Annotated in this window: 13 protein-coding genes; 9 read left to right on the top strand and 4 right to left on the bottom strand. The window is 46.7% G+C overall.

Annotated elements, in window-relative coordinates; translation table 11 throughout:
- The first annotated feature begins 195 nt into the window (after positions 1-195).
- Positions 196-1,635, top strand: a complete 1,440-nt coding sequence (locus AB0L18_RS06410) for a hypothetical protein (protein WP_367391757.1) — start codon at positions 196-198, stop codon at positions 1,633-1,635.
- A 308-nt stretch (positions 1,636-1,943) separates the two neighbouring features.
- A complete protein-coding gene (locus tag AB0L18_RS06405; protein ID WP_367391756.1) occupies positions 1,944-3,020 on the top strand; it encodes a hypothetical protein in 1,077 nt (358 codons plus the stop codon).
- A gap of 223 nt (positions 3,021-3,243) precedes the next feature.
- On the opposite strand, the gene AB0L18_RS06400 is transcribed toward AB0L18_RS06405, so the two are convergent.
- Complete coding sequence (locus tag AB0L18_RS06400; protein WP_367391755.1) at positions 3,244-4,374, bottom strand: serine hydrolase domain-containing protein; 1,131 nt, start codon at positions 4,372-4,374, stop codon at positions 3,244-3,246.
- A 737-nt stretch (positions 4,375-5,111) separates the two neighbouring features.
- Here AB0L18_RS06400 and AB0L18_RS06395 point away from each other — a divergent pair.
- The 4 genes from AB0L18_RS06395 (at position 5,112) to AB0L18_RS06380 (ending at position 8,728) form a co-directional block, all read left to right on the top strand.
- The gene (locus AB0L18_RS06395) at positions 5,112-6,773 is read left to right on the top strand and encodes an AMP-binding protein (protein WP_367391754.1); all 1,662 of its coding nucleotides are present in this window, start codon (positions 5,112-5,114) and stop codon (positions 6,771-6,773) included.
- Positions 6,774-6,846: 73 nt separating this feature from the next.
- Entirely contained in the window at positions 6,847-7,458 is a 612-nt protein-coding gene (locus tag AB0L18_RS06390) for a UvrD-helicase domain-containing protein (protein WP_367391753.1), read from the top strand.
- Positions 7,459-7,572: 114 nt separating this feature from the next.
- The gene (locus AB0L18_RS06385) at positions 7,573-7,695 is read left to right on the top strand and encodes a hypothetical protein (RefSeq protein ID WP_367391752.1); all 123 of its coding nucleotides are present in this window, start codon (positions 7,573-7,575) and stop codon (positions 7,693-7,695) included.
- 232 nt (positions 7,696-7,927) lie between these two features.
- Positions 7,928-8,728, top strand: a complete 801-nt coding sequence (locus AB0L18_RS06380; protein WP_367391751.1) for a hypothetical protein — start codon at positions 7,928-7,930, stop codon at positions 8,726-8,728.
- A gap of 225 nt (positions 8,729-8,953) precedes the next feature.
- On the opposite strand, the gene AB0L18_RS06375 is transcribed toward AB0L18_RS06380, so the two are convergent.
- Together AB0L18_RS06375 and AB0L18_RS06370 are read right to left on the bottom strand one after the other, a co-directional pair.
- Complete coding sequence (locus AB0L18_RS06375) at positions 8,954-10,186, bottom strand: MFS transporter (RefSeq protein WP_367391750.1); 1,233 nt, start codon at positions 10,184-10,186, stop codon at positions 8,954-8,956.
- A 9-nt stretch (positions 10,187-10,195) separates the two neighbouring features.
- Positions 10,196-11,533: a heparan-alpha-glucosaminide N-acetyltransferase domain-containing protein gene (locus AB0L18_RS06370; protein ID WP_367391749.1), complete on the bottom strand. Its 1,338-nt coding sequence runs from the start codon at positions 11,531-11,533 to the stop codon at positions 10,196-10,198.
- A gap of 166 nt (positions 11,534-11,699) precedes the next feature.
- Here AB0L18_RS06370 and AB0L18_RS06365 point away from each other — a divergent pair, with 166 nt between their 5' ends.
- The 3 genes from AB0L18_RS06365 to AB0L18_RS06355 are packed head-to-tail and all read left to right on the top strand — an operon-like array spanning position 11,700 to position 18,310.
- Complete coding sequence (locus AB0L18_RS06365) at positions 11,700-12,791, top strand: hypothetical protein (RefSeq protein ID WP_367391748.1); 1,092 nt, start codon at positions 11,700-11,702, stop codon at positions 12,789-12,791.
- Entirely contained in the window at positions 12,788-13,726 is a 939-nt protein-coding gene (locus AB0L18_RS06360; RefSeq protein ID WP_367391747.1) for an AAA family ATPase, read from the top strand. The genes AB0L18_RS06365 and AB0L18_RS06360 overlap by 4 nt, the downstream gene beginning before the upstream one ends.
- 6 nt (positions 13,727-13,732) lie before the next feature.
- Positions 13,733-18,310, top strand: coding sequence for an SUMF1/EgtB/PvdO family nonheme iron enzyme (locus AB0L18_RS06355; protein WP_367391746.1), 4,578 nt, complete (start codon positions 13,733-13,735; stop codon positions 18,308-18,310).
- A gap of 73 nt (positions 18,311-18,383) precedes the next feature.
- Here AB0L18_RS06355 and AB0L18_RS06350 read toward each other — a convergent pair whose 3' ends face one another.
- Entirely contained in the window at positions 18,384-19,238 is an 855-nt protein-coding gene (locus tag AB0L18_RS06350; protein WP_367391745.1) for a tetratricopeptide repeat protein, read from the bottom strand.
- Between the last annotated feature and the right edge of the window lie 35 nt (positions 19,239-19,273).

Genomic DNA, 19,273 nt, shown 5'->3' with positions numbered 1-19,273 from the left:
GTGCTGCACAAGCTTCTTCGCTGCGCTGCGAACCTCGCACAACACGGGACATGCGGAAATTCAAAAATTTTTCTCGGCTGCGCCGAAAATTTCCGAACTTCGGATGTCCCGAAAAACGTTGGGCGAAATAATATAGAATATGTACTTTTAATTTCATGGTCAAATTTCAGATTCATAGGATTAAATTGTGAAACAATGCATAAACTATTAATTTCCTTTGTTTTATTCACAATGAATATTGTTTTTGGCAATTTGATAGTAAGTCAGCCTTATGAGTTGCGAATAACAGAGGGAGGTAGAGAATGGGCTACAGAAATGATTTATGATAATGGTTCAGTATTTATAGTAGGAGGGTCAGATAGCTTTATAGATGGACTCGATGATCATAGACCTTATTTTATAAAAGTCTCTCAAAATGGAGATATCTTATGGGATAGAATAATTGAATTAGATACAGAGGTTATACCAAGTGCAGCAGCTCAATTGAATTCAACAAGGTATTTAGCAGCAGGTAATACTTTGGGTTCCTTTAACCGTCAACAACATATATATATAGAAAGTATCAATTCTACTGCCGGGTGGGAAAGTTGGGCAGAGGTATACGATGATTTCTTCGGAAGTGTAAACGATCTTATTGTTGATGAAGGTAATATATACATCACAGGTGATTATTGGGAAGTTGATAGTGAATATGAGCCTAGAGATTTTCTTATGGCTAGGTTTTCATCGAGCGGAGAGTTGATCTGGAGAATAGCATTTGGTGATAATGATAATGAACGTGGTCTAAGGTTAGTAGTAGTAGATGAGAATCATTTGATGGGATTTGGAATCAAAAGCAACGAAATTTCAGGACAATTAGAAACGGTTTACTATAAGCTGAACAAAGATGGTGAGCTAATTTGGCAAGGATTATTGGATTATCAATCATCTATAGTTTGTAGAGATGTCCTTTTAGGAGAAGATGGTTTCATATATTTAAGTGGAGAAGTTTATAATGGATATCGATCTTTATTTGTAGCTAAAATTGATGTAAGTGGTGAGGTTATTTGGGTGAACGAATATGGGAGTAACTCAAATATTTACGATGCTAGGTTGTATTCTCAAAATGATAGGTTATTTCTGATGGGAGATAGAGAAGCTGATACAGAGTATCAAACAGAGATAGTCTTGTTTGAGATAAATTACGAAGGAATCATACTCTGCGAAAAAGTAGTAGTAGAGTCAGAACTTAGTGTAATCAAAACACTTGAAGACTTTGTGATTACGGAAGAAAATGAGCTGTTTATACTTGCGTCGGTTACTGATGTCTCGACTACTATTGGCTATGACCGAGTAATATTTATCAAAAAAGATGAGTCACCTGATTGTATTGTAAACACATTCGAAGAGACAGGTGGAGAATATTTTGTAAAGGTTTCAACTGTAGGATCCAATAGATTGTTAATTCAAACACCTGAAATAATTGACTCACACATTGACGTTTATGACGCTTTAGGAAGAAGGATAGATGATGCGAATTGGGTTTTACAGAAAGGGGCCAATTTTGTTAGTATTTCACTGAGAAAGGGGTTGAATATAGTTTGTATAAGTTCAAACAATGGATATATGAGTAGCCATAAGATTATAAATTATTAGGATTTCGCCCAACAAAGCTTGGGCGACAAGCCTCGTACCTCGGCCTGCGCCCAAGCCAGAGTTGTCCAAGATACTCCGCTTCGCTCCGCATCTTGGACAACGTTTTTCGGGCAAGCCCGTGCTGCACAAGCTTCTTCGCTGCGCTGCGAACCTCGCATATCCGAAAAAAAGTTGGCTGCAATGGTAAGAAAAAGGTTAGGAATGCAATAATGAATAAGCAATTTGACTGAAAGGTAAAGTCTTGATAATTTTGGTCTTAGATTGCTAACAAGTTAATTTACCCTAATTAAAATAAAGTAATGGACGCCATGAATAAAATAGTTCTCTCGTTATTGCTAATAACTCTAGTGTTACCGCTTTTTGGTCAAAATAAGCGGCACGAAATCCGTTTAAGATACCAAAATTCCCCAATTTCAACTGATTTCTTGTTCAATGAGATTATTGATAAAAGGTTTGTAATCGATAACATAGGTTATGTTCAAAAAGGACTAACTAACAGGAAAGTGCTAGCAAACCTAAAAGGGGACTTTAAAGAAACGGTTGGTGACTTTATCGGCGAGATGATTAATCCAAGAGATGCATCAAAGGTTTTAAGTTGCATAATTCATGAGTTTAATGTGTCAGAGGTCACTACATTTAGCACGGAAGCAGGAATTTGTAGAATAACTATTGAGATAGCAAAAAAAGTTGATTCAGTATATTACTCTTTAGGGAGTTTTTATGCAGAGATTGAAGAAAGGAAATTGGATGCGACGGGAAGTCATAGTGATAGAATTTCAAGTGCATTATTCAATTGCATAGCTCAGTTTGCTCAAAGTGAATGGGAAAAGCAAGAAGGCTATGAGATTGATTTAAAAAACTACTCGCCCAATTGTAATCTTGAAAACATACCTTCACCTGGGCTATATTCTTCTTTGAACAGATTGTGTAGTAACCAAGCGCTTGATACATTTATTAATGAATTAAACCCAATTGACTATAATAAAGCTGAAAGATATAGATATGTCCCTACAAAGAGCTTAGAAAGGGAAAAAAGAAGTGTGATGTATATCTCTGACGGGATAGACATTTATATGCATGCTTCGAGATATAGTTATGACAGTTATTTCATCAAAGCAGAGGCTTATGGAAAGTTCTTATACTTCGAAGATCATTTATCTAATGTAGCTGGATTAGCAGAAGCCAGTCCTGTTACAGCCTTATTAACTACCGCTAAACGAGGCATTATACTGGATACGACAAACGGGAAAATTTCTGTTTTAACGAATAACTTCCTTAGAGAGCTGTTGGCAGATAATCCTAAAATATATAATGCATATCTCGAGTCGGAACAAAAAACAGAAGACAAGAAAAGGGCGATTTTAGAATTAAATGAAACCTATTAATAGGAAATATAGCGGAAAATAACAGTTGACGATAGTATTGTATTCTGTTTGACGAAAAAATTGTAAAAATAAAACGGATGGGGATGATGCATAAAGCGTTCGTAGCCAAAAAAAATATGGCTGTGAACGCTTTATGCGAGACCGTTACCCAAGATACTCCGCTTCGCTACATACGCTTGACCGTTGGCGGATCATCCGAAGCAAGTTGTGCCACCCAAGCACATTACAACTTCAATCCCAGTTTATATGCTTCGGCCAGTATTTCCTCCAGCTCCGCATCGCCTTGATTCGCAAGGATGATTGCTCCTACTTTTGTATCCGGGTTGAAGGCCATAATGGTGGCTACTCCTTCCTCACCGCCGTCATGCCCCCACAGGCCATGCTCCGCGTCCATGACAAACAAGTGCAGGCCTACCTCATTGTTAATAGCAGGTATCTGTGGGGTGATCATTTCGTTGATTGTAATTGGCTTCAGTAACGCGTAATTGTTGGCCATACCACCTTGTACAAATGCACTCAAGAGGGTAAACATATCTTTTGCGGTAGACCGTAGCCCTCCGTTTGGATAATCTGTGAAGGTGTAGTGTTCTATTGCCTCATACCCTCCATTCGAAAAACTATAAGGCTGAACAATGGTTCCCGTGATTTCCTCCAGCCGCCAGGAAGTGTTTACCATTCCCAGAGGATTGAAGATATTCTGCTTACAATACAGATCAAACGGCGTACCTGTAAGACGCTCAACCAAAAAACCGATTAAGGCACTCCCGGTATTCGAGTATTCGTGTTGCGTACCAGGCTCGAAATCATAGAAATTGTCGGTGGCGTCGTAGAAATCTCCTCCGGGCTTGAGGTAATTTCGTAGAAAATATTCGAGTTCAACCGGGCTGTCTTCTCCGTAATAGTATTGGTCATCCAGAGCACTTCCATCAGCTATCCCCGAAGTGTGCGTCAACAACATTCTAAAGCTTATATCTGTGGTGTAACCAGGGATACTGACAGGAAAGGGCAAATAATCATTGATCGCATTATCTAAAGCAAAAAGCTCTTGCTCATATAGCTGAAGAAGAGCCGTGGCCGTGACTACCTTGGAAATGGAGGCCAGCAGGAAAGGATGATCACTTTCCAGTGAAACATTCTGTTCTATATGTGATTTTCCAAAATAGTTTTCATAAAGAATATCGCCCTCTTTAAACATCAATACGGACAGGGCAGGAATGTTTTGCAACGCCATTTCATCTTGAATATATTCTTCAAATTCAAGTTCATTATTAATAATAATTTCTTCCTTTCCACAACTTTCAAAGCATACCAGGATGGAGATCAGTAATGCCAGGGTCATGATTAGCTTTTTCATGCTTAAGGTATTTTCTTGTAGATTTATGGTCTGCGGGTGTTAATAAATGGGAAACGCAACGGTAAGTGCTCGATACCCGTAGATACTTTCATCATAAAACGCCAATATTTATTTTTAATTTTTTAATCCTATTGTTCTTAGCAAGGATTGCAAAGCATTCTTATTATTACCTTTTTAGCCAACCCAAAGCATGAAACTATCAAGAATACTAGTAATACCGGTGTGCATTGGATTGATAATACTTCTCAATCTGTTTCTGCCAAACGAAGAAGAACGAGAAGTGAGTAAACTAAAGGAACTAGGAAATAGAAATTTCCTGGAAAAGCAGCTAGTAGGAAAGTGGAACCATTCTGATTTCCCTGCTGGGCTGGAAAATGGCAGGAATTACCACCTGTTAAGCGCAGATGCTGGTTACACTTACCGAGGCTCGGATAATAGCAAAAGGCACGGGGGATACTGGTGGGTCCGAGTTGCCGACTCTGTCTTATACCTCAATTTAACCCCTCAAGTAAATAGCAAGGTGTACAAAATAACAGGTATAGGGGCCAACCATATAAGTCTCAGAAGGATAGAAAACGATAGCCTTACTGCTGTAATAGAATGGTTTCGGCATCCATAAAATACGGATAGACAGAAATTCAAAAATTTTCCCGACTGCGCCGAAAATTTCCGAACTTAGCATTTCCCGGAAAAAGTAGCTTCTCTACTGAATTTTTTTAACCAATAAGCATAAGTTGATGAACGAGCAACGTCCCTGGCTAAAGCACTACCCACAAGGAATTCCCGCCAACATTGATGCAGCTGCCTTCCCAAATCTGGTCAGTGTCTTTGATGATATATTTGAAAAGTATGGGCCACAAAAGGCTTTTTCCTGCATGGGCAAAGAACTGACCTATCGGCAAATCGATCAACAATCTCGTCAGTTTGGTGCTTACCTCCACTCGCGAGGCCTACAGCCGGGTGATAAGGTTGCGCTGATGATGCCCAATATGCTGCAATATCCGATTGCGCTCTTTGGCGCTTTCCGCGCAGGATTGGTCGTTGTGAATACCAACCCTCTGTATACGCCGCGGGAGATGAAGCACCAGTTTAACGATGCGGGCGTAAAAGCAGTGATCATTGCAGAAAACTTTGCGGCTAATCTGGCAGCTATTTTAAAAGAAACGGCTATTACCACCGTCATTACGACCAGCATTGGCGAACTGTTGGGTTTCCCCAAAAAGGTGATCGTCAATTTCGTAGTACGTACCCTCAAGGGGATGGTTCCCAAGTACGATATTCCGAATACCGTCTCTTTTTCTGAGGCCATTAACCAGGGTAAGAAATTCAAACTGCCGGAGTTTACCTCTACGCCAGACGATGTCGTAGCCCTCCAATACACAGGTGGCACCACGGGCGTTTCCAAAGGGGCCATGCTCACCAACCGCAACCTGGTCGCCAACATGATGCAGATCCGCGCCTGGATGATGCCCCAGCTCAAGGAAAAGGAAGAGATCGTGTTATGCCCGCTGCCACTCTACCATATTTTTGCCTTTACCGTAAATTGTATGGCACTGGCAAGCATCGGTTCGCTCAATGTACTGGTCACCAATGCCCGCGATCTGGGCTCGGTTATTAAGGCGATGAAAGACTATCCGGTGACCTTGATGACGGGGGTAAACACCTTGTTCAACGCCTTGCTGAATCATCCCGATTTCAAAACGGTAGATTTCAGTACCCTCAAAATCACAGTGGGTGGGGCCATGGCCATCCAAAAAGCCGTTGCTGAAAAATGGCAACAAACCACGGGCTGTATCCTCTCTGAAGGGTACGGCATGACCGAGTCCAGCCCTGTCGTCACCACCAATCCTCTGGATGGTACGGGCCGTATTGGTACCATCGGCCTGCCCATTCCTTCTACCGATGTACGTATCTGGGACGAAGAGAAGGGGCTGTGCGCCACAGGAGAAGTGGGCGAAATTCAGGTACAAGGCCCTCAAGTGATGAAGGGGTATTACAATCGACCCGATGAAACCGCCAACACCATCAAGGACGGCTGGTTGTGCACAGGAGACATGGGCACCATGGACGCCGAAGGCTTCGTGAAAATTGTCGACCGTAAGAAAGACATGATCCTGGTTTCTGGCTTCAATGTTTACCCCAACGAGATCGAGGAGGTTGTCGCCAGCCACGAAAAAGTATTGGAAGTTGCCGCGGTAGGTATCCCCGATGAAAAGTCGGGTGAAGTCGTGAAAGTTTTCGTCGTCAAGAAAGACAAGTCTTTGAAAGAAAAGGAATTAATCGCTTATTGCCGCGAAAACCTCACGGGCTACAAAGTGCCCAAAGAAGTAGAATTTCGCGATGAGCTTCCCAAAACCAATGTCGGCAAAATTTTGCGGCGGGCTTTAAGGGAAGAATAGGGTAATGTGAAGTTTGCTTTTACCTAACAGGAGACATTATGCAAAGCAAACTTCACGACACTAGGTACTAGGTATGGACTTTACTGCGGAACAGGAGGCTATTTTTTCTTTCGTGCAGCACGGCAGCGGTCACGGGATCATCGATGCCGTGGCGGGAGCTGGGAAAACGACGACGATTATGGAGTGTGCTCGGTTTGTGAAAAATCAGAGCGAGGTACTATTTTGCGCGTTTAACAGCAGCATCGCCAAAGAAATTCAGCAAAAATTCCGTGCGCGTGGGCTGCACCAAGTGACCGTCAAGACCATCCACGCGTTGGGGCGCAAAATTTTGGTTGCTCACGTAGGAGGAGAGACGACCTTAAAGCTGGACGAAAAAAAATACGCCGCCATTCTTAAAGAAGAGGGTTTCCAGGAGGAACTTAGGCCCTATTACGAAAAGCTCATCGCCCTCAATGGTTTTGACCCTGCGCAGTTGGGGAATGATCGCCAGCAATTTGCCATAAAAAACCTCGTCTACCGCATCAATCAGCGCTTACTGGACATTAATCAGAAGTTTCGGTCAACACTTTGCAAAGACAATCCCGAAGAATTTGAAGCGCTGTTGGCGCATTTCGGAATTTTCAACGAGCGGGCCCAGCAAAATAAAAACTACACCAAGCGAGTCAAAGCCTACTACTCAACCTGAAATACGTCGCCATCACGCGGGCCCGCAAAGAGCTCTACCTCGTGGAATCCATCCAAATCGAAGAGAAAGCTGGGGAGGGGAGCTTGTTTGATGATTTTCCTTTTTGAGAGAAAAATGCAGCTGTACTTTGCCATGGGTACCCCTCGGCGTCGGCGTTTTACCAAAAGTCGAAAAGCCCGCCTGGCCAACGGACAAGGGATGCGCGGCGATGCTATCGCCACTTTGAGTTTACCGTAGAGGGACTTATTAACAATAGGCACTATCATCGTCCTTATTTATACTGTCTAGCGCATCCAATGCGAACGTGTCTGGGGCGAATTATGACAACAACTATAGCTTAATTTCGCAAAAGGGAGTTTTGCAGACGCAGCAACGTAGGCACAGCCGACGCTGAACAGGGAATAGTAGATGAATAAAACTGTAACTAAATATAAAATCCTCGTTATGCTGAAAACAAAACAGCAGCAGTATGTTGAAAGAGAAACTTGCTTTTTTATTAATAATTGCTTTGTTTTTTCTCTCCTGTTGCGGGGTTAAATGTGATAAGGAAGATAGAAGTTTTAGAAAGCCTCAAGTAATTAATTCTGATTTTCAAGCGTATTCACAAGTTTTAAGAGATACCGTAAAATATGTTTCTGAGGTATTTCCTAAGGTAATAGGCAAGTATAAATTCGATCAAAATATAGATGTCAAAAAAATCAATCAGGACACTTCATTTGACAAAGATTTTCTTTTCAGTATTTCTTCGAGAAGAATTATTGATAGTTTGGATGTAAATGGTTTTGAGCTGATTCCAGATTATGGTACGTCAATATATTACAGAGATTGGTATTCAAAAGATACTTCGTTTCTTGAATACTACCCATTATATTTAGTTAACTCTACTCATTCTGATAAATTGTTTTTAGCTAAAGATGATTACGTATACGGGATACAGGAGGCTCAGTATAAAAGTAGAAACTATGATTCGTGGTACGCAATTGAAGGCGCGGGGTTTGATTTTTGTGGAAATGGCTCTTGGGGAGTGATTGTTCATCCTCAAGAGTTTATTTTGATTTTAATGAAAAAATATTCAGGAAATTACTCGACAAAAATTCGAGTACGTGTTCGGATTGGAGAGTCAACATACGTAAGTACGGCCTTTGATGGAATGATAGATGAAAGGCAATTTACAATGGATAAGGGTTCCTATCTATTTAATAAAATAAAGGATTCGGATGGGTATTTTTTTAGTGGATTATTTTATGGGGCTATACCCCGATGGGAATAAGTTGAACTTTCGGAAGAGCCTGCAAAGGGAGTGTCAACTTCCCATGCACAAACATACGAGAGATGAAAACAGCTCCGTAGAGCAGGGTTTCATACCCTGCGCAAAGGAGTTGTAGTTTCACGCGCCCTGCGCAAAGGAGCTATGCACAATCCGGTGCCGTATTGGTGTTTGTACCGCAACGCCAATACCAGCATGAACCCAAAATGTTCTTAGGGAAAGCCCCCGTTAAGCCTTCCCCTTTTTCGGCCCAAAAAACACCACAAATACCACCCAGCCCATTAAGACCAATCCACTTCCTACCCAGATAGGCATGGTGGTGTTGATGGTAATGAGATAGCCGCCGATCAGGGGTGGAATGAGCTGCCCCAGGGATTGCATCGACTGGTTGATGCCCAGAATTTCTCCTTGCTGGTCTTCGTTGGCTTGCATCGAAATGGTGGCCGTGAGGTTGGGCGAGGTAATGCCTTGTGCCAATGCCACGAGAGGATTCAGGGCGTAAAGCAGCAGGTCGTTGTTGGGGATCAAAATCAGCATCAGTGAGACGCTGAGGGCCAGGATAGAGTAGGTCAGGATTTGCTGTGGCGGAAAACGCTTACTGAGTTTGGGAACAATCACCCCCTGTGTGATGGCCAGCCAGATACCTACCCAGCCAAAAAGCAAGCCAATGCTTTTTTCCGAATAGGCGAAATCCTGGATCAGATAGACAGCAAAAAACTGTGTGAAAAAGGTAAAGCCCAGGGATAAAAGCAGCACGACGGTAAAAATTCGCCGCAAGTTGGGACTGCCAAAAGAGAGTGCCAAATTGCGAAAACCCGTCAAGGGATTAATCGCTGTCTCCCGTCGCTTTTTAAGCGTTTCCGGAAAAGCAAGGATCACAAATACGACATTGAGTAAAGTCAATACTGCTGTAAACCAGAAGGGCGTAGCCGCCGAAAACCACGAAACGACGGTATCATCGGCAAGTATTCCACCAATGGTAGGCCCTAGGATAAAGCCCAGACCAAAGGCCATGCCCACCAGACCGAAATTTTTGGCCTTGTTGGTATTGTCACTCAAGTCGGCAATACTGGAAAGGATGACCGCAATATTTCCTCCCGTAAAACCGGGCAGCATCCTGGAGAAAAACAACAAGGGGAGGTTTTGCCAGTAAATCGCCAAAGCCAAGAGGATGTACCCTAGCATGGTGCCCGTTTGGGAAACCAGCAGGACGGGCTTGCGCCCATAGCGGTCGGACAAACTGCCCAACATGGGCGCACCAAAAAACTGTAGCAGTGGAAAAACAGCAAGCAAAGCCCCGTACAACAAAGAGCGCTGGTCGCTGGTAAAGGAGCTGGCTACGATGCTGGTCTCAGGCTCAAAAAACAATGCAGGTAAAACGGGGATAATAATCCCTACTCCCAACATATCAATGAACACCGTTAAAAAAATGGTGACTAACGGTGAGCGGTTGTTCTTCATGAAAATGTGCTATTCTTTGGTTCTGCCCGCCAATACTCTTACCAGTGGCAACAACCAACTAGGTCCTGTGGCCAGGCGTTCTTCCCAGCGGTCGGCCAGCTGTTCACGTTGTTTGGGCCATTCTCTTTTGAACCAAACCATAGCGAGGCGATATTGTCTTTTTCCCCAAGTAGGAATTTGCCCGTAAACAAAGTCCCTGATGGTCTCAATGTGCTTGATGAAGATAATGTGCGCGTAGACAAAAGCCGCAGCTCCAACGATACAAGTCAGTGGGTCAAGGCTGCGATAACCAATCAATTGCGACAAGCCAACACCCAGCCAGGTGCCGTAGAGCACTACATAATGAGCTCCGTAGATGGTCAGGGTTTCACTTCCTATTTTGGTAATCAAACTGGGAATAGTGCCAATTCTGGGAACCACCCACATAAACAGGGAAATAACAATGAATACATGACCTAATCGCCAGAACAAGTAGTTGTTGTTGAACAAAACAGGTAGGTAATGCCAGCCCGTAAGTTCGTACAAGTTCACCAGCATCTGCCAGGAACCTAAGGTCAGGGTAATCCCAAAGGCCATGATCAGCGCAGGAAACCAGTGGGTAAAGGCCCATTGTGATTTCTTACTCAACACGTAACCAATAGCGCCTCCAAAGAAGGCAAAACCAAGCCAGGGAACCATGGTAAAGTTGGAACCCAAATCCATGGTAAGATAATGGGCAAAGACTATCGGCAAGTGATCCCAGGTGTTTTCTGTAAAGAAAGGATCCATCAGAAAGGTACCTACTCCAAACGCAATCATCCAAGTGGCCAGTGAGCCGCCCAGCAGTTCGCGTAAGCCAGTAACCGCAATCAGACCAATCAGCGCCAGGCCGATTACGTGGAGTACGTCTACTGCCCAAAACCAGGGACTCAAATAACCAAAGAGCAGGCCGGGGAGATTGATCTTCAAAAGGTAGCCAATACCCAGGAGGAACACCCCACGCCGCAGGCCTTTTTTGACCCTTTTGTTTTCCTTCAGCGGTCGCCCATCCTTCAAGAGCAGATATGTAAAAACAACACCAGTAACCGTAAAGAAGATAGGTGCCGTCATGCCTCGCATAAACGACCACAAGCTGAACAAAGAAGAATCCGCATTGCGGTAAGATGCCGCTAGCAGGGTGTCCACAAAGTGCCCTTGCAACATCATCAGGATGGCATAGGCACGCAAAACATCAATGAAGATGATTCTGCTTTTAGGACGAGTGGTGGTTGGAAGGTGCTCCAATGGCAAAAGTGAGTTATTCAATGAGTAATAGCAGTGCTCCTGCAAAAAAGAAACGATAGCCCAGGTAACGTTTCCTGAATACATTGGTATTAACCGATGCAAAGTTACGGGAAAATTTTATTTGGTGCTGCTAATTTTTTGATTTTCAGTGCTTATGCTGTATTTCTTGGCCGTCGTAGAATAAAGTATTGGAACTTTTTATCGGGCATTTTTTAAATTGGTATCTTGAGGCTTCTGTAGCTTATTCATTATGCAAGCACTCCAACAAGTTGGGCAATTACTGGTAGAAAGTAAACCTCTACCGGCGCTGGAACAACTCCTTGTGTGGGCAAGAGAGCAGCTGCCGGAGATGGTCAATAACATCGAACTCCAAATGTCGAGGGTCAACCTTGTGGTCCAAAACTTCCAACAGGGCCTGATGACCATGTCGGATTACCAGACAAACCTCCTGCAAATCAACAATGGTATCCTTTACCTGCTAGACGAGTGTAAAAAAAGCGTAGGCACCAGTATAACCGATGCGGGAGGTGCCGCCTTACACGAGTACCATGCTTATACCTGCGACCGGGTAGTTCACAGCGATACGTTTCGTGCATTGTTCAATCAACAGCAACAGCCTGTCCAGTTTTATTTCCTTTACGGAGGAGATCTTCAGTCGCACGAGGGGCTCTTTCGGCGAATTGCTTATGATCTTGAAGGTCGCTTGCAGGACTACCTCAACCCCGAGTTGCAAACCAATATCCAGGCCTTGCAGTTGGAGATGACCTTTGAGTTTAGCCGCCAGCTGGAGCATTATCAGCAAAATATCCTGCGCAGCTTTTTTTCTATGCTGGGGCTACCTCCCAACGAACACGAGCCTCTGTTGGAAAAAGACCTGGCGTATGCACTAGAGCGCAGTCCCAGGCTGCAAAACCTTAAGCCAACGGATTATGTCTGTGTCTTTCTACATATTAGCCAATACGATTGGGATGCCGACCTTACACCCGCAGCTGCGCGTTGGTTTATCAAAGTGTTTTGCCAGGAGGGAAAGGTCAAAGCTTCGGCTGCCATGCTCGTTTTTTTGGCGGTGGAATACGACGAAGAAGATACCGACCTCAAAGCCGAGATCATGACGGCCCTGGAGTCGGCCGAGCATTTGTCTCGATTACCCGAGTTGGACATGGTGAACCAAAGAGATATTGGTCGCTGGTTGGAACATTACAAGCAAGTTTCTCCCAACTCACGGACCCGAAAAGAGTTGCTAAAGACGGTTTTTGGTAACGCTCAGGAGCATTACATGGAAGACGTAGAGCTGGAATTAAAAAAGATCATCGATCAGTACAATAACAATATCGTGCAATGAGTATCCGCATTCACACCTCAACGGCCAGTCAACCTTCGGCCGAAAAATACATTATGAGCGATGCCCTGCGCAACGCCGTAGAAGTAGCCATTGCGCTGGAACAACCATTATTGCTTACCGGCGAACCAGGCACCGGCAAGACGCGCCTGGCTTTCAAAGTGGCCGCAGATCTGGCGAGCCAGCAGAGTCCGTTCAACTTTGCGGAGCAACCGCTGATCTTCAATACCAAAACGACCTCCACTGCGCGTGATCTTTTTTATACTTACGATGCCCTGGCCCATTTTCAAGCGGCCAATATCAGTAAAAAAGGAGAGGTCAGCACTTCTGAGTTTATTGATCTTCAAGCATTAGGTCGGGCCATTGCGCTGACGAATCCGCAGGGGCAAGCCGATGGGCGTTTCCGTGCCGATCTTGGCGATGAAGCTCGTAGTAGTGTGGTGTTGATTGATGAAATCGATAAAGCTCCCCGCGATTTTCCCAACGATATTCTGGCGGAAATAGAGCGCTACGAATTCCAGATCAAAGAGCAAGACAATTACACCGTACGGCGTGCTGGGCAGCAAAGAGTGGTGGTGATCATGACCAGTAATTCGGAGAAGAACCTGCCTGATGCTTTTTTGCGCCGCTGCGTTTTCTACCATATTCCCTTCCCCGATCAGGCTCAATTGCTGGCGATTGCCAAGACCCAGCTGGGCGAAGCCACCAAATTCACAGATGAGTTGTTAAAGAGCCTGATCGAAAAATTCCGCCAGGTTCGGCAGCAAGCCGTTCGGAAACCACCCGCTACGGCTGAGCTGGTAGCCTGGTTGCGCATCCTTGAAATGCGTGACATCATGAGCAAAGCTCCTGGTGAACAAAACGAGTACCTGCGTGACCATCTTTCTGTTTTGGTGAAAACCAAAGAAGACCTGGACGCTATGCAAGGTATCTTTTAATTCTCCATGGCCGACCTCAAAGCGCATATTGACACCTTTCCGTTGGAGCATCTCTTCCAGCGACTGAGGCTAGCGGGTTTTCGCCTGAGTCCGGGCGATCGTCTGCGGGCACTGCGCGTATTGGGTGGGCCGGGCAAAACCTGTCTTCAGGAGCCAGAAAAACTGAAGGCCCTGCTGGCGCCAGTATTGGTACGCAGCGAAGCGGAGCAACTGAAGTTTTACGAAATTTTTGATCAATACTACCAGGAAGTTTCGGCACCGCTGGAGCTGGATCCATCTTCACCGAAGGAAAACGATTGGTGGCGATGGCTGCTGATCCTGCCCTTGCTGGCCGGGCTTTGGTATGCCTACTATGCACTTACCCAGCATAAGCCTCGCCAGGAAGAGTTGTCGGTGTACATTGATGGGCCCAGTTTTGGCGCGGCTGGGGATACCGTATTGTTAAAAAACCTGAGCCGCTACAGTGGGGATAGCAGCGAGTTGAGCTGGCGTTGGAGCTACGTCAACCTGGCTACCCAGAAGGAAGAGGCTTTCTCTACGGATCAGTTTGATTGGTCACTGATTGTCCCGTCGTTAGACAGCGGTTCCTACCGTAGAGAAATTCGCCTGGCGGTTCATCATCCAGAAAAAGATACGGTGTATCAGGCTACCCTGCCTTTTACGGTACTGTGTCCGGCAGCACCAGCGGTAACGGGGATTACTGGCCCTCAGCAATTGGAAGTAGGGCAGGAGGCAAACTTTCGGACCTTGTTTTCGGAAGAAAGTTTATATCTCAAGGGGACGGGAGAAGAAGCGCAACTTACGGGTGCAGCATCAAATTGGGCCTTTACCTGGGAGTTTGGAGATGGGACACAAGAAGAAGGAACTTACCTGGCCCGGCATCAGTACGCGCAAAATGGGCAGTACCGGGTGCGCCTGACCGTTAGCGATACCACGGCAAAGGGCTTTTGTGTTGCGACACAAACGCTGGAAGTAAAAGTGGGGCAGGACCAAGCGTTTTTGCCTTTATTTGAATTGCGGGAAGACCAGCTGTCGGTGCTGGCGACCTGGGCCTGGGGTTTTTATGTCATCCTGGCTTTATTAGGTGTCGGTCTGCTCTATTATTGGGTACGCTGGTTGGTACATCGCCGCAAGCCTCTTACTGCCCAACAGATTGAAGACGCTCGTGACGAGGCCTTTGCGGCACGGTTTGCCCACAGTGATAAGGCCCCTTATTTTATTCCCCTGCGGGACCAATCGGCAGCGATCACTTTTTCATCAGTACAATTGCGCTTTGCGGATGCCCTGCGTTTGCGGCAGGAAGGTTTACGTAAGGAACTGGACATGACCAAAACCCTGCAGGCCACCATTGACCGTGGAGGGTTTCCCGACGTGCGCTTTCGGTATGCTACCCAACCGAGCGAATACCTCTGTTTAATTGATGAACAAAACCGTGCGAGTCATCTCGGAGAGCTGTTCAAATACCTGGCTCGCTCGCTCAGTGCCCAGGATGTGAACCTGGAAGTGTATTATTATCGCAAGCACCTCAGCCAGTGTTGGAATGCCTACTTCCCGAAAGGGCGTACGCTGGATCAATTGCAACGGGCTTACCCCAATCACCGCTTATTGGTTTTTGGTGACTTGCACGAGCTGATCGACCCTCACGCTGCCGGGCAGCCTCGTCTGCGATTGGGTGCTGCTGCGGTCTTGCGGCAGTGGCCTTTGCGCCTCTTGTTTACGCCCGTACCACCGGTGAGTTGGAGTTATCGCGAAAAATTATTGGCGCGGGTTTTCAGTGTTTTTTCAACGGATACGGAAGGCTTGTCGGCCGCCACCTTGTACATTGAAAACGAAGGCGAGTTGCTGCCCGATGGAGCCGCCTATGATCGCTGGCAAAACCGCCAACAGGAACAACGCCGGGATGCCGATACTGAACATCGCAACTGGCGGCGCTGGCGCTACATCAAGGAATACCTCCAGGCTTATGATGAGGATTTGGTGAGGTGGTTCAAAGCACTGGCGGTGTTTCCCTTGCCCAGTTGGGAAATGACGATTGCCATCGGTAAAGCCCTGGAGGTAGCTGTGACTTACGATAATTTGTTGCGCCTGGCCCGTATCCCCACCCTCCAAAGTGAGCGTTTTGATGAGCGCTTACGCCGCGAATTGATGGCTGAACTAGACGAGACCGACGAGTACCTCGCGCGGACTGCCGTGCAGGCGGAGCTCTCTGCGGTAAAAACCATTAGTGCGGGCTCTCATGCCCATCGCGATCTGGAAACAGCCCTGGCAATTCAAGATTTTGCGCTGGCTCCTGAAGAGGAAGGCCATCGCGATACGCTTCGGTTTTTACTTCGTCGCAACCTCCTAACGCCCGCTCAGGAAGCAGACCTTGATCGGATTGCCGACCGGGAGACAGGCGGCAGAATGCTACGCATGACCAAAGGTGGGAGCTCACTAGATCATTCGCCAAAATCTATCCGGGATTGGCTGGAAGAAGATACTGATATTCAATTAGATGCGCCTACTCCGCCATCAGCGGATAACCGTAAAGACCTGCGGCGGGCATTGTGGTTTACCGCAGCTTACGTGATCCTACTGGCACTGGGTTGGAAGTTTGGGGCATCAGATGCGCTCTACCGTTTGGCTTTCGCCGAAACGCCGGAACAACGTGCCGAAAGGCCTGCGGAGCCTCTCCGTAATTACATCCTCGTAAAAGAGACCGCTGTGATCGACAGTGCGATTATTTACAATAACCAGGGGGTTCGTCAGGCACGCATCGGTGAAAACCGGGATACACTCGCAGCCCGCTATTTCGAACAAGCTCTAGGAGCGGCTAACAGCTTATTATATGGCAAAGGCGAGGAATTTAATGGCAAGGCAGTACCTTATTCCCTGGCCAATGCCAATTTGGCGCGCCTTTATTTCAACGCTGCTGCGGCCAACCTGAATGCTTATTTACAGGACAGTCTTGGGCAGGCCATCTTGCCACGGTCTTTGGCTTTGCTGGACCAGGCCTACATCAGTGATAGCGTCGCATTGGATGTGCTACACGCGCGCGGAGTGGTGCATTATTATGCCGGTAGCCCGGAGGATTCAAGTTTGTACTATTATCGTTTGCTCGATTCGCTGGACTATTTTACAAACCTGGATTACACCCCCAATCTGGAAACCCTGCTGGGCAGAGAACGCTCCCGTATTGTAGCTGTAGATGTTTCGGAAATCGGGGGGCAAGCCTTAGAGGTGAGCGTTGAATATTATTACGATCCCAGCGTTGATCGCGAAGTAGAAATGGTAATGGAACCACAGGGTGACGGCAACCAACCAGCCATACAGCCCCAAAGCTTGAGTCCGGGAGCAGGAACCCTAACTTTCCGCCTGGCACCTCCCAGAGCGCAGCCTGGTGCCTTAAAGAGCTTGAGAGTACAGATGCGCCGCCGGAATGAAACAACCGTCATTGATAAGAAAGAGATTGCTTATCAACATGATTGGAACGCTCCCGCACCTCGTCAGCGAACTACCACACAACCGCCGACACCTAATAAGGTAAATCGCTTTGAATTGCGGGGCCAGCTCCTGGATGCTGCTACCCAAGAACCGATCGCTGAACAAGCACTGGTGCTAACGGAGCAACCCAATCGAGGGGTCAAAATACCACTTACCTTCAATGGCAAAACAGATTTCTACGGAGAGTATGTGCTTCGTGGGGACTTGGAGGGTCACCTCACCAGCACCTTTGTATTAGAAGTCATCGCCGATGGGTACAAAACCTACCGCAAGACCTTTCAATTCGGGGAGGAACTATTAAAAGAGCGTCCACTTACACTGGCGCCCATCTCTTTGGAAAAGAATATTCCGCGTCCGCGGATGGAGCTTATCAGTGGTGGTGGCTTCCAAATGGGGAGCAGTGAAAAAGGTGCTTACAACGACGAGCTTCCCGCCCACGAAGTGATTGTTGGTAATTTTTACCTCGGCACGCGGGAAGTAACGTTTGCCGAATACGACCTCTTCTGCGATCTCACCGCGCATGTAAAACCCGACGATGAAGGCTGGGGCCGCAATCAGCGTCCTGTCATCAATATCAGTTGGCTCGATGCCGCGACTTATTGTAATTGGCTTAGCGAGCAACATGGTTATACCCCCGTTTATGAGATTAACCTGAAATCAGGAAGTGCAAGTCTGCGTAGTGAAAAAGGCCGCATCCCCAACGGCTACCGCCTGCCCACCGAAGCAGAATGGGAATACGCCGCCCGAGGAGGAGTGATGGGTGATAAAAGTGAACGCTACTCGGGGAGCAACAACTTGTCGGAAGTAGGCTGGTACGAAGCCAACAGCAAAGACCAAACCCACCCCGTGGCGCAGTTGCAACCCAACAATGCCGGTATCTATGATATGAGTGGCAACGTATGGGAATGGTGCTTCGACTGGTACGGCGAGTATCCAAGCACCCCGCAAAGAGGTCCTATTGGTCCGGATGCTGGTTCTCACCGCATCATCAGGGGAGGCGCCTGGCTACAGTCGGCCGATGATTGTCGTGTTTCCACCCGGCAATACCGACGTCCGGAGGAAAAGACGGTTTATATTGGATTTCGCTTGGCGCGGAATTAAGCGCACCAAACTCCGTAGCTCCGTAGCAACGGGTTTCATACCCGTTGCTACGGAGCTACGGAGTATAGGCCGTCTAATACCCCCGCAAATCCGAATATTGCCCCAGCGCAATCACCTCCCAGGCATCAAGTACATGTAGCACTTCGACTTGGTTTTGGGCAGCTATCGCAATGAGGGCATGATCGTGGGGTGCGTCGCTTTGCTCGGCAGGCAGAATAGAACGGCCATAGTATTCCGGGAAAGCCTGTGGATTTTCGATCACCATTGCTCGTGCGGCGTTGGACCAAATTTCAAATCCTAGCCGGGCATCGTAGCACAAGCGTTCGAGTTGTTGAATTTGCTTGGCCGAGGCATCGTGAATAAGGCAAGAGTAAGTACGGTAATGCGATCTTTTGAAAATACCCATTTCGGCGTAGACGGGCACGCGCTTGCGCGCAACGATGTGGTGACCGATGGGTTTGCGTTCGTACAACACTTCGTCGCGAAAGCGAAAACCAGAAGCAGGGTGGGGAATACTAAGAATCTTGGCCCGCGCTGGGTCAACGGCGGTCATCCACAATATCTCGAAAGTACCATCGTAGGTGAGGCGCAAGCCTTCGGGTGTTGCGGGCAGATTACTAAGGCCAAATTTAGTCCATACATTGCGGGCTACCCGCCATTTCTTAAGTGCGGTAGCGGCAATGCCCAGGCACCACCAGCCTTCCCGTAAATCAGGGAGAAAAGCAATGGTTTTTTTGAAATAGTAAAAAGAAGGCTTCCATTCGCGGCGCTGATGGTAGATGCGTGCCAGCGCGAGATACGGAGGGTGCCAGTCGGGTACCAGCTTGATGATACGCTTGTGTAGCTTGACGGCGTGGTAGACGTCGCCCAGCTTCCAGTAGCGTTCTGCTTCTTCAAATAGTTGCTGATGATCCGGTGGTATATACATAAATCTTTACCCTCTGCTCGTTGATAGTTGGATAC

The sequence above is a fragment of the Lewinella sp. LCG006 genome (assembly GCF_040784935.1).
GTDB lineage: Bacteria > Bacteroidota > Bacteroidia > Chitinophagales > Saprospiraceae > Lewinella.
This window is presented reverse-complemented; position numbering and strand designations above follow the sequence as displayed.

What these genes read in the sequence shown, in the direction of transcription:
- AB0L18_RS06410 (WP_367391757.1), top strand. Translation starts at nt 196, where the DNA reads ATGCATAAACTATTAATTTCCTTTGTTTTATTCACAATGAATATTGTT.
- AB0L18_RS06405 (WP_367391756.1), top strand. Translation starts at nt 1,944, where the DNA reads ATGAATAAAATAGTTCTCTCGTTATTGCTAATAACTCTAGTGTTACCG.
- AB0L18_RS06400 (WP_367391755.1), bottom strand. Translation starts at nt 4,374, where the DNA reads ATGAAAAAGCTAATCATGACCCTGGCATTACTGATCTCCATCCTGGTA.
- AB0L18_RS06395 (WP_367391754.1), top strand. Translation starts at nt 5,112, where the DNA reads ATGAACGAGCAACGTCCCTGGCTAAAGCACTACCCACAAGGAATTCCC.
- AB0L18_RS06390 (WP_367391753.1), top strand. Translation starts at nt 6,847, where the DNA reads ATGGACTTTACTGCGGAACAGGAGGCTATTTTTTCTTTCGTGCAGCAC.
- AB0L18_RS06385 (WP_367391752.1), top strand. Translation starts at nt 7,573, where the DNA reads ATGCAGCTGTACTTTGCCATGGGTACCCCTCGGCGTCGGCGTTTTACC.
- AB0L18_RS06380 (WP_367391751.1), top strand. Translation starts at nt 7,928, where the DNA reads ATGTTGAAAGAGAAACTTGCTTTTTTATTAATAATTGCTTTGTTTTTT.
- AB0L18_RS06375 (WP_367391750.1), bottom strand. Translation starts at nt 10,186, where the DNA reads ATGAAGAACAACCGCTCACCGTTAGTCACCATTTTTTTAACGGTGTTC.
- AB0L18_RS06370 (WP_367391749.1), bottom strand. Translation starts at nt 11,533, where the DNA reads ATGTATTCAGGAAACGTTACCTGGGCTATCGTTTCTTTTTTGCAGGAG.
- AB0L18_RS06365 (WP_367391748.1), top strand. Translation starts at nt 11,700, where the DNA reads ATGCAAGCACTCCAACAAGTTGGGCAATTACTGGTAGAAAGTAAACCT.
- AB0L18_RS06360 (WP_367391747.1), top strand. Translation starts at nt 12,788, where the DNA reads ATGAGTATCCGCATTCACACCTCAACGGCCAGTCAACCTTCGGCCGAA.
- AB0L18_RS06355 (WP_367391746.1), top strand. Translation starts at nt 13,733, where the DNA reads ATGGCCGACCTCAAAGCGCATATTGACACCTTTCCGTTGGAGCATCTC.
- AB0L18_RS06350 (WP_367391745.1), bottom strand. Translation starts at nt 19,238, where the DNA reads ATGTATATACCACCGGATCATCAGCAACTATTTGAAGAAGCAGAACGC.